Source organism: Arthrobacter sp. DNA4 (assembly GCF_024362385.1).
Lineage (GTDB): Bacteria > Actinomycetota > Actinomycetes > Actinomycetales > Micrococcaceae > Arthrobacter.
This window is the reverse complement of the sequence record NZ_CP101466.1, coordinates 1,763,324-1,776,716: the sequence shown is the minus strand read 5'-3', so window position 1 is coordinate 1,776,716 and position 13,393 is coordinate 1,763,324. Positions and strand designations below refer to the sequence as shown.

The following is a 13,393-nucleotide window of genomic DNA, read 5'->3' as shown; positions in this document are numbered from 1 at the left end:
TGTTTGTCAGGCGTCGAGGCAGGCCGGGCCCAGCAGGACCTTCAGGTCGCCGAACAGCGACGGGCTGGGGTTCACCCGTAGGTGGACGGGCAGGCCCATGATTTCGGTCCGGGTGTCGCCCTGCAGGTGCAGCCGCACCTCCGAGTTGCCCCGGTGGGTGCGCAGGACGTCGCCGAGTTCCGTGACCACGGCCTCGGTGGCCTTGTGGGTGGGCATGGTGATGACCAGGGGCCCGTTCAGCCCTTCGCTCAGGTCCGGAACGGACAGCTCCATGCAGTTCAGCGTGATGGCGCCGTCGTCGCGCTTCTGCAACCGGCCCTTGACCACCACGATCAGGTCCTCGGCCAGCACGGAGGCGATCGGCCCATAGACCTGCCCGAAGAACATGACCTCGATCGAGCCGCCCAGGTCCTCCACCTCGGCCCGGGCATAGGCATTGCCGCTGGCCTTCGCGATGCGGCGGCTCAGTGACGTGATCATGCCGGCGATGGTGATGATCGCTCCGTCCTGCGGCCCGTCCTCGCCGATGATGGAGGTAATGCTCATCTCTGCATGCTGGGCCAGGAGGCCCTCCAGGCCCTGCAGCGGATGGTCCGACACGTACAGGCCCAGCATGTCCCGTTCGAAGGAGAGCTTGTCCTTCTTTTCCCACTCGGGCAGGTCCGGGATCTCGATGCTCAGGGAGGACGATTCCGCCCCGGCGTCTTCGAAGCCGGCGAAGAGGTCGAACTGGCCGATGGCCTCGTTGCGCTTGAGGGTGATGACGGAGTCGATGGCCTCTTCGTGGATCATCGCCAGGGCGCGGCGGTGGTGGCCCAGCGAGTCGAAGGCGCCGGATTTGATCAGGGACTCGATGGTCCGCTTGTTGCAGACCACGGCCGGGACCTTCATCAGGTAGTCCTTGAAGGAGGTGAACGCACCCTCGCTTTCGCGGGCCGCCACCATGGCTTCCACGGCGTTGACGCCCACGTTGCGGATGGCGCCCATGCCGAAGCGGATGTCGTTGCCCACCGGGGTGAAGTTCAGGGCGGACTCATTGACGTCCGGCGGAAGCACCGTGATGCCCATGCGCCGGCACTCGTTGAGGTAGATGGCCGACTTGTCCTTGTCATCGCCCACCGAGGTCAGCAGCGCCGCCATATACTCCGGCGCGTAATGGGCCTTGAGGTACGCGGTCCAGTAGGAGATCACGCCATAGGCGGCCGAGTGGGCTTTGTTGAAGGCGTAGTCGGAGAAGGGCAGCAGGATGTCCCAGAGGGTCTTGACCGCCTCCATGGAGTAGCCGTTGTCCTGCATGCCCTGGGAGAAGCCGGCAAACTGCTTGTCCAGCTCGGATTTCTTCTTCTTGCCCATCGCGCGGCGGAGGATGTCGGCCTGGCCCAGCGAGTAACCGGCGAGCTTCTGCGCCACGGCCATGACCTGCTCCTGGTACACGATCAGGCCATAGGTCCCGCCGAGGATCTCCTTGAGGGGCTCCTCCAGCTCCGGGTGGATGGGGATGACCTCTTGGATCCCGTTTTTGCGCAGGGCATAGTCGGTGTGGGCGTTGGCGCCCATGGGGCCCGGACGGTAGAGCGCCAGAACGGCGGAGATGTCTTCGAAGTTGTCAGGCTTCATCAGCTTGAGCAGCGACCGCATGGGACCGCCGTCAAGCTGGAACACGCCCAGGGTGTCGCCGCGGGCCAGGAGCTCGTAGGACGGGGCATCGTCCAGCTCAAGGTTTTCCAGGTCCAGGTCGATGCCGCGGTTCATCTTGATGTTCTCGAGGGCATCGGAAATGATCGTCAGGTTCCGCAGGCCCAGGAAGTCCATCTTGATCAGGCCAAGGCCCTCGGACGTCGGGTAGTCGAACTGGGTGATCACCTGGCCGTCCTGGAAGCGGCGCATGATGGGGATGACGTCGATGATGGGGTCCGAGGACATGATGACGCCGGCGGCGTGCACGCCCCACTGGCGCTTCAGGCCTTCGATGCCCAGGGCCGTTTCGAAGACCTTGGCGGCTTCGGGGTCGGTGGCGATCAGCTGCCGGAAGTCCCCTGCCTCGCTGTAGCGCTTGGACTCCGGATTCTGGATGTCCGCCAGGGGAATGTCCTTGGCCATCACGACCGGCGGCAGGGCCTTGGTCAGCGTCTCGCCCATGCTGAACGGGTAGCCCAGGACGCGGGAGGAGTCCTTGAGTGCCTGCTTGGTCTTGATGGTGCCGTAGGTGACGATCATCGCGACGCGCTCGTCACCGTACTTGCGGGTGACGTAGTCGATGACCTCGGAGCGGCGCCGGTCATCGAAGTCGACGTCGAAGTCGGGCATGGAGACGCGGTCCGGGTTGAGGAACCGTTCGAAGATCAGCCCGTGGCGCAGGGGGTCGAGGTCGGTGATGCGCATGGCGTAGGCCACCATGGAGCCTGCACCCGAACCACGCCCGGGGCCCACCCGGATGCCGTTGTTCTTGGCCCAGTTGATGAAGTCGGCAACCACCAGGAAGTAGCCGGGGAAACCCATGGAGGTGATGACGCCGAGCTCGTAGTCGGCCTGCTTGCGGACCTCGTCCGGGATGCCGCCCGGGTAGCGGTACTGCAGGCCCTTGTCCACCTCCTTGACCAGCCAGGAGGTCTCGTCCTCGCCGGGCGGGCAGGGGAACCGCGGCATGAAGTTGGCGTCGGTGTTGAAGGACACTTCGCAGCGTTCGGCGATCAGCAGGGTGTTGTCGCACGCCTCCGGGTGGTCGCGGAAGAGCTCCCGCATTTCCTGCGGGGACTTCAGGTAGTAGCCGCTGCCGGAGAACGCGAACCGGGAGCCGCCGTTGTCGTAGGTGGGTTCCAGCAGCGTGGAGCCGGACTGGATGGCCAGCAGGGCCTCGTGCGCCTTGGCGTCGTGCTCGTGGGTGTAGTGGAGGTCGTTGGTGGCCACCAGCGGCAGGTTCAGGTCCTTGGCCAGCCTCAGCAGGTCGCCGGTGACGCGCCGCTCGATGTCCAGCCCGTGGTCCATCAGTTCGCAGAAGTAGTTCTCCGCACCGAAGATGTCCCGGAACTCGGCGGCGGCCTCGAGTGCTTCGCGGTACTGGCCGAGCCGGAGCCGGGTCTGGACCTCACCGGAGGGGCAGCCCGTGGTGGCGATGAGTCCCTCTGAGTACGTGTTGAGCAGTTCCCGGTCCAGCCGGGGCCACTTGCCGAAGACAGAGTCAAGGGAGGCGATGGAGGAGGCCCGGAAGAGGTTCCGCATGCCCACGTTGTTGTAGCTCAGGAGGGTCATGTGGGTGTAGGACCCACCGCCGGAGACGTCGTCCTTGCGCTGGGATTCATCGCCCCAGCGCACGCGTTCCTTGTCCGTCCGGGCAGTACCGGGCGTCACATAGGCTTCGACACCGATGATCGGCTTGATGCCCTTGTCCGTGGCTTTGCGCCAGAAGTCGAACGCTCCGAACAAGTAGCCGTGGTCCGTGGTGGCGAGGGCCGGCATGCCCAGGCGCTCGGTCTCATCGAACAGCTCCCCCAGGCGGGCAGCTCCATCCAGCATGGAATATTCGGTGTGGGTGTGCAGGTGGACAAACGAATCATTGCTGGAACTCACCGCACTATTCTAAGCGCTGCCCCCGGACAGTCCTGCCAGGACGGCCGTGTCAGGCCTGGCCCGACTCCAGCACTCCCAGGGCGTAGGAAAGGTCCTGCGGGTACTCGCTGGTGACCGTCACGCGCTCCCCCGTCACAGGGTGGTCAAAGGCCAGTTGGCGGGCGTGCAGCCACTGGCGTGTAAGCCCAAGGTTGGCGGCCAGGCGGGGATCAGCGCCGTAGGTGAGGTCACCTGCGCAGGGGTGGCGGAGCGCGGAGAAATGCACCCGGATCTGGTGCGTGCGGCCGGTCTCAAGGTGGACTTCCACCAGGCTGGCCTTGCCGAACGCCTCCAACACCTCGTAGTGGGTTACGGAGGGCCGCCCGTCCTCGATGACGGCGAAACGCCAGTCGTGCCCGGGGTGGCGGCCGATGGGGGCATCGATGGTTCCCGTCAGGGGGTCCGGAAGGCCCTGCACCACCGCGTGGTAGACCTTGTCCACCGTGCGCTCCTTGAAGGCGCGCTTAAGGGCGGTGTAGGCGCGCTCGGATTTGGCCACCACCATCACGCCGGAGGTACCGACGTCGAGCCGATGGACGATGCCTGCCCGTTCGGGGGCGCCTGAAGTGGAGATCCGGTAGTAAGCAGCGGCAAGGCCGCCCACCACAGTGGGCCCCACCCAGCCCGGTGAGGGATGGGCGGCCACGCCGACGGGTTTGTCGACGACGACGAAATCATCGTCGTCGAGCAGGATGTTCAGGCCTTCCACAACTTCCTCCACGACTTCAAGCGGGTCCCGCCGTTCCGGGACGGTGACCTCGAGGGTGTCCCCGGCCACGAGTTTTGCCGACTTGCCCAGGGCCTTGCCCCGGTTGAGGACGTGGCCGTCCGCGAGAAGGGATGCGGCGACGGAACGGGACACCCCCAGGAGGCCTGCCAGGCCGGCGTCCGCCCGCGCCCCGGCGTATTCCTCGGCGACGACAATGCGGTCAGTCATGGCCCGGCTTGTCCTTGTGTGCGCTCCCCAGCCGTGTACCGTCCAGGGCGATCCCGCGGATGGTCAGGATGCAGATGATGGCGACGGCGGACACCACCGCGGAGTCCGCGATGTTGAAAATGGCGAAATTGGGAAACTGGATGAAGTCCACCACGTGTCCCATGCCGAAGGACGGTTCACGGAAGAGCCGGTCCGTGAGGTTCCCCAGCGCCCCGCCGAGCAGCAGGCCCAGGGCAAGGGACCACCAGGCGGAGCCCAGCCGCGAATTTGGAAAAGGATGGCGACGGCCACGCTACCATGATGATGGAAAACACCCAAGTGACGTTCTCGCCGATGGAGAACGCGGCGCCGGAGTTCCGGATGAAGTACCAGTGGAGCAGGGGCGGCAGCACCGGGATCCGTTCGCCTTCCACCATGGTGGAGGTGACCCACAGCTTGGTCAGCTGGTCCAGGACGTAGGCGAAGACCGCGAACCCCGCGAACAGGGACAGCAGCACCGCCCGGCGGGGGCGCGGCGAGGATGGGACAGGGCGTGCCGCGTCGGCGGCAAGTTCGTCAGTCATGGTGCTTTCAATTCGTGGAACTGGGTTTCAATGCCAAAAGCCGGTGGCCGAGGAATCCTCAGCCACCGGCTTTCAGAATACGTGCTGCCAGACTTAGTTGGCTTCGCTGACTTCCGGCGTCGCGACGGAGCCGCGGGCATCCAGGTCGCGGAGCTGGCCCTCGATGTAGGCCTTCAGGCGTGAGCGGTAGTCGCGTTCGAAGCCGCGGAGCTGCTCTACCTTGCGTTCCAGGACGGAGCGCTGCTGCTCCAGGGCGCCGAGGATCTTGCGGGACTTTTCCTGGGCATCGTTGACGAGGCTGCTGGCTTCGATCTGCGCCTCGGCGATGATCTTGTCCTTCTGGGCCTGGCCGTCGGCGACGTGGCGGTCGTGCATCTGCTGTGCCATGGCCAGCAGGCCAGCAGCGGACTCGGCGGAAGCAGTAGCGGCGGGAGCCTGTGCAACGGGCGCGGCGGCGGCCGGAGCGGCCGGCTGGACGTCCTTCTTCTTGCTGGCTTCGGCAGCCTTCGCGTCGGCTTCTGCCTTCTCGCGGGCTTCGTCCTTGTCGGCCTTGACCGGCGCGGGGACCTTTTCCACCACAGGGGCGGCAGCGGAGCTTGCCGGAACGCTGGAACCTGCTTCGGCGAGCTTCTTGCGGAGCTCGTCGTTTTCCTGGTTCAGGCGGCGGAGTTCAACGACGATTTCGTCCAGGAAGTCGTCAACCTCGTCCTGGTCATAGCCCTCGCGGAACTTGGTGGGCTGAAAGCGCTTGTTGACAACGTCTTCTGGCGTCAAAGCCATCTGGTCACCTCACTGGTCTGGTTAGTCAGTAGGCCTTCCGGCCGTCAAAACTAAGGTACCTAAATTTGGTCTGCTTACTCTAATTCAACACTGCGGTGTCAAACGGGAGGTTTCTTCGCTTTACAGTAGCCGTTCCGGGAAGGAACACACTGCATTGCGGGGTCCGGCGGGGAAAAATCAGGCCAGTCCCCTGGTGACGCTCATCGCGATACTGACGCCGATGAACAGGATCAGGAAGCCCAGGTCCAGGGAGACGCCGCCGAGGCGGAGTGGCGGAATCAGCCGCCGCAGCCCCTTCAGTGGGGGGTCCGTGATGGAGTAGACGGCGTGTGCCACCACCAGGGCCGCACCCCGCGGCCGCCATTCCCGCGCAAACATCTGTACCCAGTCGAAGACCAGGCGGATGATGAGGGCCACAAAGAACAGCAGCAGGGCGAGATAGAGAAGTCCGAAAACAATTCCCATGACTTATTTCATATCTCCATATTCGTGCGGCCCGTCCATTGTGGCGGCCGCTGCCGTACTGCTGTTGTCTTGTCTATTTCAGCACAGATGCCAGGCAGGTGTCCCTGCCTGGCATCTCCGCGCAGCCGATGGGGCTTAGCTCTGGTTGAAGAAGCTGGCCTGCGTGTCGCTGGCCTTCTTGTCGTCACCGATCACTTCGACGTAGGACGGTGAGAGCAGGAACACCTTATTGGTGACCCGTTCAATGCTTCCCCGCAGGCCAAAGACGAGCCCTGCCGAGAAGTCCACCAGGCGCTTGGCGTCGGCCTCGCCCATGTCCGTGACGTTCATGATCACCGGGATGCCGTCCCGGAAGCTCTCGCCGATGAGCTTGGCATCGTTGTAGGAGCGGGGGTGGATGGTGGTGATCTGGCGCAGACCGGTGTTCTCTTCGCGGCTCGAGGCCGCACGCTTAATGGGGGTCACAGGGGCGCGGTATTCCTCTTCAGGGGCGTAGGACGCCTCGCGGCTGACTTCGCGGACCGGCGCCGGAGCACGGCGTTCCTCGCGGTCAACTTCCATCGGTTCGTCCTCATCCTTATGTGTGGTCTGTTGCTCGGACTCGTAATGCTCATCGCCGTCGGCGAGCCCAAGATAGATCATTGTCTTGCGCAGAGCGCTTACCATGGTCGACTCCTAATCGTGTCCCGTAAGCGGGCCGCCCAATGATTTGACAGCACTGGAGTCCCCCGCCCATCACTTCCAATAGGTCCGACGCTACCCCACGGCAGGACGGGAACCGAGAATATCGGAACCGATTCGCAGGTGTGTCGCCCCGAACCTGATGGCGGCCTCCAGGTCCTGGCTCATGCCTGCGGAGATGCCGGAGGCAGCGGGGTACGCTGCCACCAGCCGGGCGGAAACCCCGGCGAGCTTTTCGAACGCCGGTTCAGGCGGTGCTCCCAGCGGCGCAACTGCCATGACACCGGCCAGGTTCAGGCTGTCAGCCGCGGCGATCCGCTCTGCCAGGAGGGGCACGTCGGCGGGGGCTGCCCCGCCGCGGTGCCTGCCGCCGTCGCCGTCGTGTTCTCTTTCCTCAAGGCTGACCTGGATGAAGCAGTCCAGCGGGGACCGGCCGTTGGAGTCAATCTCGTTCCGCACAGCCTTTGCCAGCGCATCCACAAGCTGCGGCCGGTCCACCGAGTGGACGGCGGCCGCGTAGCGCGCCACGGATTTGGCCTTCTTTGTCTGCAGCTGGCCAACGAAGTGCCAGGTCAGGTCCAGATCGGCGAGTTCCACCGCCTTGGCGGCAGCCTCCTGGTCCCGGTTCTCGCCGACGTCGGTGATCCCGAGGGCGGCCAGGCGCCGGATGTCCTCTGCCGGGTGGAACTTGGTGACCACGATCAGCGAGGGCGGACGGTCACTGCGGCCGGCGGCGCCGGCGGCAGCGGCGATCCGCTTCCGCACCACGGCGAGCCTTTCGGCGAGTTCCGCGCTGCGGGGATCATTCCCCTGCCCGTTGGTAAGCCGCTCAGCCATGGCACCAGACCAGGCCGGCGAAGCGGCCCGTGTTCCGGTCCCGGCGGTACGAATAGAGCGTTTCCGTCTCCAGAGTGCAGGCGCCGGCGTACTCCACCCCGACGCCGGAAGCCGCAAGCTGGGCGCGTGCGCCGGCGGGCAGGTCCAGCGCCGGCGTTCCCCAGGTGGTGGTGCTCCGTGTTTCCGGAACCAGGGCCGACACCTCGTCGCGCAGGGCTGCGGGGACCTCGTAGCAGGACCCGCAGATCGATGGGCCCAGCCAGGCACGGATCCCGGACGCGCCCAGCGACTTCATGCCGTCCACGGCGGCCGGGAGGACACCGTTCGCGATGCCGGGGCGCCCGGCATGCACGGCGGCAAGGACGGGCCCGTGTGCGGACTCCCCCGCCAGCAGCACCGGAATGCAGTCCGCCACCATGACCGCCAGGGGCAGGCCACGGGACACCATGGCATCGGCCTCAGGGGCAGGTGACCCGGCCTCCATGATCGCCACGGTGTTGCCATGGACCTGGTTCATAAAGCGCAGCGAGCCGGGCGCCGCGGCGATGGACTCTTCCAGGCGCGACCGGCGCTCCTGGACCGCGGCGGGATCGTCCCCCACGTGCAGGGCGAGGTTTCCCGCCCCCGCATCGGTGAATGCGGCCGACACCCCGGGGAGGATGTCGGCGCGCCAATGGAACAAGCCGCTGCCTACTTCAGGAAGTCGGGAACATCCAGGTCATCCGGGTGGGTGCCGGTCATGTCCGGCTCCACCACGGACGGCAGGTCGACGTCGAAGCCGGAGTCCGCCGGAACGGCCTGCGGGCGCTGCTGACCCCAGTTGCTGAGTCCCGCAGCGCCGACGCCTGCGTGGATCGGCTGGACGTTCTGCTGGTGATTCCCGTTCCCCTGGTGGCTTCCGCTTTGCGGGTGCGCCGAAGCCGGAGCAGCAGCAGGGGCGGCCGGCCGCTGGGGCGCGGCCTGCGGCTGGGACTGGTCCATGGAGGGCGAGGTGGCCTTGACGTCGTCAAAGCCTGCGGCAATCACGGTGACGCGTGCTTCATCACCAAGGGCGTCGTCGATGACGGCACCGAAAATGATGTTCGCCTCGGGGTGGGCCACTTCCTGGACCAGGCGGGCGGCCTCGTTGATTTCAAACAGGCCCAGGTCGGAGCCACCCTGGATGGACAGCAGCACGCCGTGGGCACCGTCGATTGATGCTTCCAGCAGCGGCGAGGCGATGGCCAGTTCGGCCGCCTTGACGGCGCGGTCTTCACCGCGGGCCGAGCCAATGCCCATGAGGGCCGAGTAAGCACCCTGCATAACTGACTTGACGTCCGCGAAGTCGAGGTTGATCAGGCCGGGGGTGGTGATGAGGTCGGTGATGCCCTGAACACCGGACAGCAGGACCTGGTCGGCGGAGCGGAACGCGTCAAGGACGGACACGTTGCGGTCGCTGATGGACAGCAGGCGGTCGTTGGGGATCACGATGAGGGTATCCACCTCGTCGCGCAGGGCGTCGATGCCTGCCTCGGCCGAACCGGCGCGGCGGCGGCCTTCGAAGGTGAAGGGACGGGTGACCACGCCAATGGTCAGGGCGCCGAGCGAACGTGCGATCCGGGCGACGACGGGTGCGCCGCCGGTGCCTGTGCCGCCGCCCTCACCGGCGGTGACGAAGACCATGTCGGCGCCACGGAGGACTTCCTCGATCTCGTCCGCGTGGTCCTCGGCGGCCTGCTTGCCTACCTCGGGGTTGGCGCCTGCACCGAGGCCACGGGTCAGCTCGCGTCCGACGTCGAGCTTCACGTCGGCGTCGCTCATGAGCAGGGCCTGGGCGTCGGTGTTGATGGCGATGAATTCAACACCCCTGAGGCCGACCTCGATCATGCGGTTGACTGCGTTCACGCCACCGCCGCCGATGCCGACGACTTTGATGACGGCCAAGTAATTCTGCGGAGCTGCCACGTTACGTGTCCCTTGTTCGTGTCTTATTGCGAAAACTGATGGTGAGCTTGAAACCCTCAACCCTAACCCTCCGGTTGAAGGTTAGAGTTATGTCAAGTAACTCTTGTCTGTGACGGTATTTCCTCTGGTTCCGACATTCAATAACCGGGTCCGCGTGTCGGATTAATACCGGGGAAAGAAAGCGCTCAGCGCGTCACGGGGTGCCGGGGCACACTGACATCGTAGACCCTGACCGGGTTCTTGGGGTCGGCCGGAGCCTTGAGGAGGGCGGCCAGGACCTTGGCCTTGAGTTCCTTCTCCGAGGCGTTGCCCCACACGATGGTCTGGCCGTCGACGAGCTTGAGTTCCACGGCATCCACGGACTGTGCGGACGCGTTGGAGAGCTTCGCCAGGACGTCGGCCGGCAGGGCACCCAGCACTGCGGCAGTGGCGCGGAACAGGTCCTGCCCGATCGCACCGGCACCGCCGTCGATGACCGGCAGTGATGCCGTCGCCGGATCGTCGGTGGTGGCCAGCTGCACGCCGTCGACGTCCACCAGCTGGTACTGCTCCCCCTGCTTGACGAGCGCCACAGGCACCCGCTCATGCACGGCAACGGCGAGGGTGGACGGCGGCCGTGCCTCGACGGACACGGATTTGACCTGGACCAGGGAGCCGAGGAGCCCGCGTACGTCGTCGTCGCTGATCTGGGGCAGCGGCTTGCCGCGGAGTGGCTCCAGCACCGTCTGCACCTGGGCGGGCGTGACGAAGTGGGTGCCCGTAACCGAGATGGTCTGCAGGGCCAGGACCGGCGAATAGATGGCGGCTGCCAGCAGCCCCACCACCAGCGCAAGCACTGTTCCGGCAGCTGCCAGGACTTTCTTCCTGCGGCGCCGGCCTTTGGGCTCGGGGAACGCCAGCACCGTTGCCCCGGAAGGTTTCTCCGCCTTCGCCGCCTTGAGCGCCGGCGCCTGGTCCGGGATGCTGCGGGATGCCGTGATTACATCGCCACCCGTGGAGGCGCCCGGCGTCCCGGATGATCGGGGCTCTTTCTCCGCGCTGTCCGCGGGCGCTGCGCCGGGGCGGCCATTCCGCCGGGGCGGGGCGTAGGTGGGACGGCGGGAGCTAGGCACGCAGCGCCTCCACAATCCGCGGGCCGTAGGCCGTGACATCACCGGCGCCGACGGTGAGGACGACGTCCCCGTCCGCGGCGGCCTTTGCCAGGGTTTCGACGGCGTCCGCCCCGCCTGCCAGCCTTCCGCCCGCTGTGAGGTGGTCGGCAATGAGCTGGCTGGTGACGCCCGGAATGGGATCCTCCCTGGCGGGATAGATGTCCAGGACCAGCGCGGTATCGGCAAGGTTGAGGGCGTCTGCGAACTGGACCGCAAACTCCCGGGTGCGGGAAAACAGGTGCGGCTGGAACAGGACGTGGACCTTGTGGCCGCCTGCCACCGAACGCGCGGCAGTGAGGGCGGCACGGACCTCCGTGGGGTGGTGGGCGTAGTCATCAAAGACCCGGACGCCCCGTACCGACCCTTTCAGTTCGAAACGTCGCGAGGCGCCGCGAAGTGGGCCAGGCGGCGGCGGCGCCGCCGGTCCACTCCGAGTTCAAGGGCGACAGCGAAGGCGGCGGCCGCGTTCAGTGCGTTGTGGCGTCCGGGGACCTGCAGTGACAGCCCGTACCTGGCGCCGTGTGCCGACACCGCGACGTGGCCCGGGCCGTCGTCGTGCAGCCGGACGTCCGCAACCTCGCTGGTGCCGTACAGGACCACCCGGGTGTTGCCCCTGGCCCTGGTGCGGTCCGCCAGCGCCAGCGCCCCGGCGTCGTCCGCGCAGGCCACCAGGAGGCCGTCCACCGGCAGCAGCGCCGTGAAGCGGTCGAAGGACTCGTACACGGCTTCGGCCGTGCCGTAGTAGTCAAGGTGGTCGGGCTCCACGTTGGTGACGACGGCGATGCGGGGCCGGTAGTTCAGGAAGGACCCGTCAGATTCGTCGGCCTCGGCCACGAAAATGCCGGACGTGCCGTGCGCGGCGTTGACGCCAAGCGCGGGGATGTTGGCGCCGACCGCAAACGACGGGTCCAGGCCCGCTGCCTGCAGCAGCACGGTGACCATGGACGTGGTGGTCGACTTGCCGTGCGTTCCGGCCACCGTGACCACGGTGTCACCACCCATGGTGGCTGCCAGCGCCTGGGACCGGTGCAGGACGGGCAGGCCCGCCTTGCGGGCTGCCGCCAGTTCGGGATTGTCTTCACGGATTGCCGAACCGGCCACCACCGTCTGCGCGTCCGCCAGGTTGCCGGCGGCGTAACCGACGGCGATGCGCGCACCGGCCGCGGCGAGGTCCGCCATCACGGGCAGGTCCTTGGCGTCGGAGCCGCTGACCGGGACGCCGCGCGCCACCATGATGCGGGCCACGGCGGACATTCCTACTCCCCCAATGCCGATGAAGTGCACCTTGCCAAGGGATTCCAGGCTGGGTGTGTTGTGGGCGTTCATGCAGATACCGCTTCCAGGACAAGACCAGCCATGCGCTGGTCGGCGTTTCGGATGCCGAGCCGGTAGGACTTCTCTTCCATGGCGGCAAGCCGTGCTTTATCGGTGATCAGCGGAACCAGTTCGTGCGCAACCCATTCCGGGGTGAAGTCGCGGTCGGCCACCAGTACTGCGCCACCTGCGGCAACCAGCCCCGCTGCGTTCAGTGCCTGCTCCCCGTTGCCGATGGGCAGGGGCACCAGGACCGCCGGAACTCCGACGGCAGCGACTTCACAGACCGTGGCAGCCCCGGACCGGGCCAGCAGGAGGTCGGCCGCGGCGTAGGCACGTTCCATGCCGTCGACGTACTCCACCTGCCGGTAACCCTCAGCGGCAAGAGGCTGTCCGGTCTGGTCCAGGACGGTTTTTCCGCGGCCGGTGACGTGGAGGGTCTGGATACCGGCCTCCGCAAGAAGGGCCACGGAGGCTGCGATGGTCCGGTTGATGCTCTGTGCGCCGGAGGACCCGCCGGTGACGATCAGGGTGGGCCGGTGGGGATCCAGTCCAAGGGCCTCGCGGGCGGCGGTGCGGGCAGTCTTCCGGTCCAGGCCGGAAATCTCCTTGCGCATGGGCATGCCGACGTGCACCGCATTGCGCAGCGGGGTGCCCTCGAAAGCCACGGCAACCCGGCCTTTGAGGAAGGCCCCCACCCGGTTGGCCAGTCCCGGCCGGGCGTTCGCCTCATGGATCACCAGGGGTATGCCGCGCTTCCGCGCCGCCAGGTACATGGGCGTGCAGACGTATCCGCCTACGCCCACCAGCACGTCGGCCTGCGCCCGGTCCAGGATGGCGCCGGCCTGCCGGACGGCACCGGCGAGCCGGGCCGGCAGGCGAAGCAGGTCCGCGGATGGCCTGCGGGGAAACGGCACCCGGTCGATCGTCGCCAGCTGGACGCCGGCGGCGGGAACCAGCCGGGTTTCCATTCCCGACGGCGTTCCGACCGCCAGGATTGAAGCATCGGGGGCTGCGCTGCGCAGGGCCGCCGCGATGGCGAGCAACGGGCTGATATGGCCGGCTGTTCCGCCACCGGCCAGGACGATGGAAGGTTGTGTCGGAGTCATCTGGGG

General features: G+C 66.7%; 10 protein-coding genes and 2 pseudogenes. All 12 read right to left on the bottom strand.

Translation table 11 applies throughout. The features are described from left to right. Window positions 1–6: 6 nt before the first annotated feature. The 12 genes and pseudogenes from dnaE to murG all read right to left on the bottom strand — a co-directional run bounded on the left by dnaE (window position 7) and on the right by murG (window position 13,387). Entirely contained in the window at window positions 7–3,567 is a 3,561-nt protein-coding gene (gene dnaE, locus NMQ03_RS08190; RefSeq protein WP_255175154.1) for a DNA polymerase III subunit alpha, read from the bottom strand. A gap of 49 nt (window positions 3,568–3,616) precedes the next feature. Then, window positions 3,617–4,543 (bottom strand): RluA family pseudouridine synthase, encoded by a 927-nt coding sequence (locus NMQ03_RS08185; RefSeq protein WP_255175153.1) that lies wholly within the window; start codon window positions 4,541–4,543, stop codon window positions 3,617–3,619. Further along, window positions 4,536–5,106: pseudogene (gene lspA / locus NMQ03_RS08180) on the bottom strand (signal peptidase II). Before lspA ends, NMQ03_RS08185 begins: the two are co-directional and overlap by 8 nt. A 93-nt stretch (window positions 5,107–5,199) precedes the next feature. Further along, on the bottom strand, window positions 5,200–5,886 hold the full coding sequence (locus NMQ03_RS08175) for a DivIVA domain-containing protein (RefSeq protein ID WP_255175152.1): 687 nt from the start codon (window positions 5,884–5,886) through the stop codon (window positions 5,200–5,202). A gap of 177 nt (window positions 5,887–6,063) precedes the next feature. Continuing rightward, the gene (locus tag NMQ03_RS08170; RefSeq protein WP_043453045.1) at window positions 6,064–6,351 is read right to left on the bottom strand and encodes a YggT family protein; all 288 of its coding nucleotides are present in this window, start codon (window positions 6,349–6,351) and stop codon (window positions 6,064–6,066) included. A gap of 135 nt (window positions 6,352–6,486) precedes the next feature. Continuing rightward, window positions 6,487–7,017 carry a cell division protein SepF gene (locus NMQ03_RS08165; RefSeq protein ID WP_255175151.1) on the bottom strand — a complete coding sequence of 177 codons (531 nt, stop codon included), beginning with the start codon at window positions 7,015–7,017 and terminating at the stop codon, window positions 6,487–6,489. A 90-nt stretch (window positions 7,018–7,107) separates the two neighbouring features. Continuing rightward, on the bottom strand, window positions 7,108–7,869 hold the full coding sequence (locus NMQ03_RS08160) for a YggS family pyridoxal phosphate-dependent enzyme (protein ID WP_255175150.1): 762 nt from the start codon (window positions 7,867–7,869) through the stop codon (window positions 7,108–7,110). Beyond that, window positions 7,862–8,551 (bottom strand): polyphenol oxidase family protein, encoded by a 690-nt coding sequence (locus NMQ03_RS08155; protein WP_255175149.1) that lies wholly within the window; start codon window positions 8,549–8,551, stop codon window positions 7,862–7,864. The genes NMQ03_RS08160 and NMQ03_RS08155 overlap by 8 nt, the downstream gene beginning before the upstream one ends. An 8-nt stretch (window positions 8,552–8,559) precedes the next feature. Next, a complete protein-coding gene (gene ftsZ / locus NMQ03_RS08150; RefSeq protein ID WP_255175148.1) occupies window positions 8,560–9,813 on the bottom strand; it encodes a cell division protein FtsZ in 1,254 nt (417 codons plus the stop codon). A gap of 185 nt (window positions 9,814–9,998) precedes the next feature. Further along, complete coding sequence (locus tag NMQ03_RS08145) at window positions 9,999–10,925, bottom strand: cell division protein FtsQ/DivIB (protein ID WP_255175147.1); 927 nt, start codon at window positions 10,923–10,925, stop codon at window positions 9,999–10,001. After that, window positions 10,918–12,290: pseudogene (gene murC / locus NMQ03_RS08140) on the bottom strand (UDP-N-acetylmuramate--L-alanine ligase). The gene NMQ03_RS08145 and the pseudogene murC overlap by 8 nt, the downstream one beginning before the upstream one ends. Then, a complete protein-coding gene (murG, locus tag NMQ03_RS08135; protein WP_255175146.1) occupies window positions 12,287–13,387 on the bottom strand; it encodes an undecaprenyldiphospho-muramoylpentapeptide beta-N-acetylglucosaminyltransferase in 1,101 nt (366 codons plus the stop codon). The pseudogene murC and the gene murG overlap by 4 nt, the downstream one beginning before the upstream one ends. Window positions 13,388–13,393 lie beyond the last annotated feature (6 nt).

What these genes read in the sequence shown, in the direction of transcription:
- NMQ03_RS08185 (WP_255175153.1), bottom strand. Translation starts at nt 4,543, where the DNA reads ATGACTGACCGCATTGTCGTCGCCGAGGAATACGCCGGGGCGCGGGCG.
- NMQ03_RS08175 (WP_255175152.1), bottom strand. Translation starts at nt 5,886, where the DNA reads ATGGCTTTGACGCCAGAAGACGTTGTCAACAAGCGCTTTCAGCCCACC.
- NMQ03_RS08170 (WP_043453045.1), bottom strand. Translation starts at nt 6,351, where the DNA reads ATGGGAATTGTTTTCGGACTTCTCTATCTCGCCCTGCTGCTGTTCTTT.
- NMQ03_RS08165 (WP_255175151.1), bottom strand. Translation starts at nt 7,017, where the DNA reads ATGGTAAGCGCTCTGCGCAAGACAATGATCTATCTTGGGCTCGCCGAC.
- NMQ03_RS08160 (WP_255175150.1), bottom strand. Translation starts at nt 7,869, where the DNA reads ATGGCTGAGCGGCTTACCAACGGGCAGGGGAATGATCCCCGCAGCGCG.
- murG (WP_255175146.1), bottom strand. Translation starts at nt 13,387, where the DNA reads ATGACTCCGACACAACCTTCCATCGTCCTGGCCGGTGGCGGAACAGCC.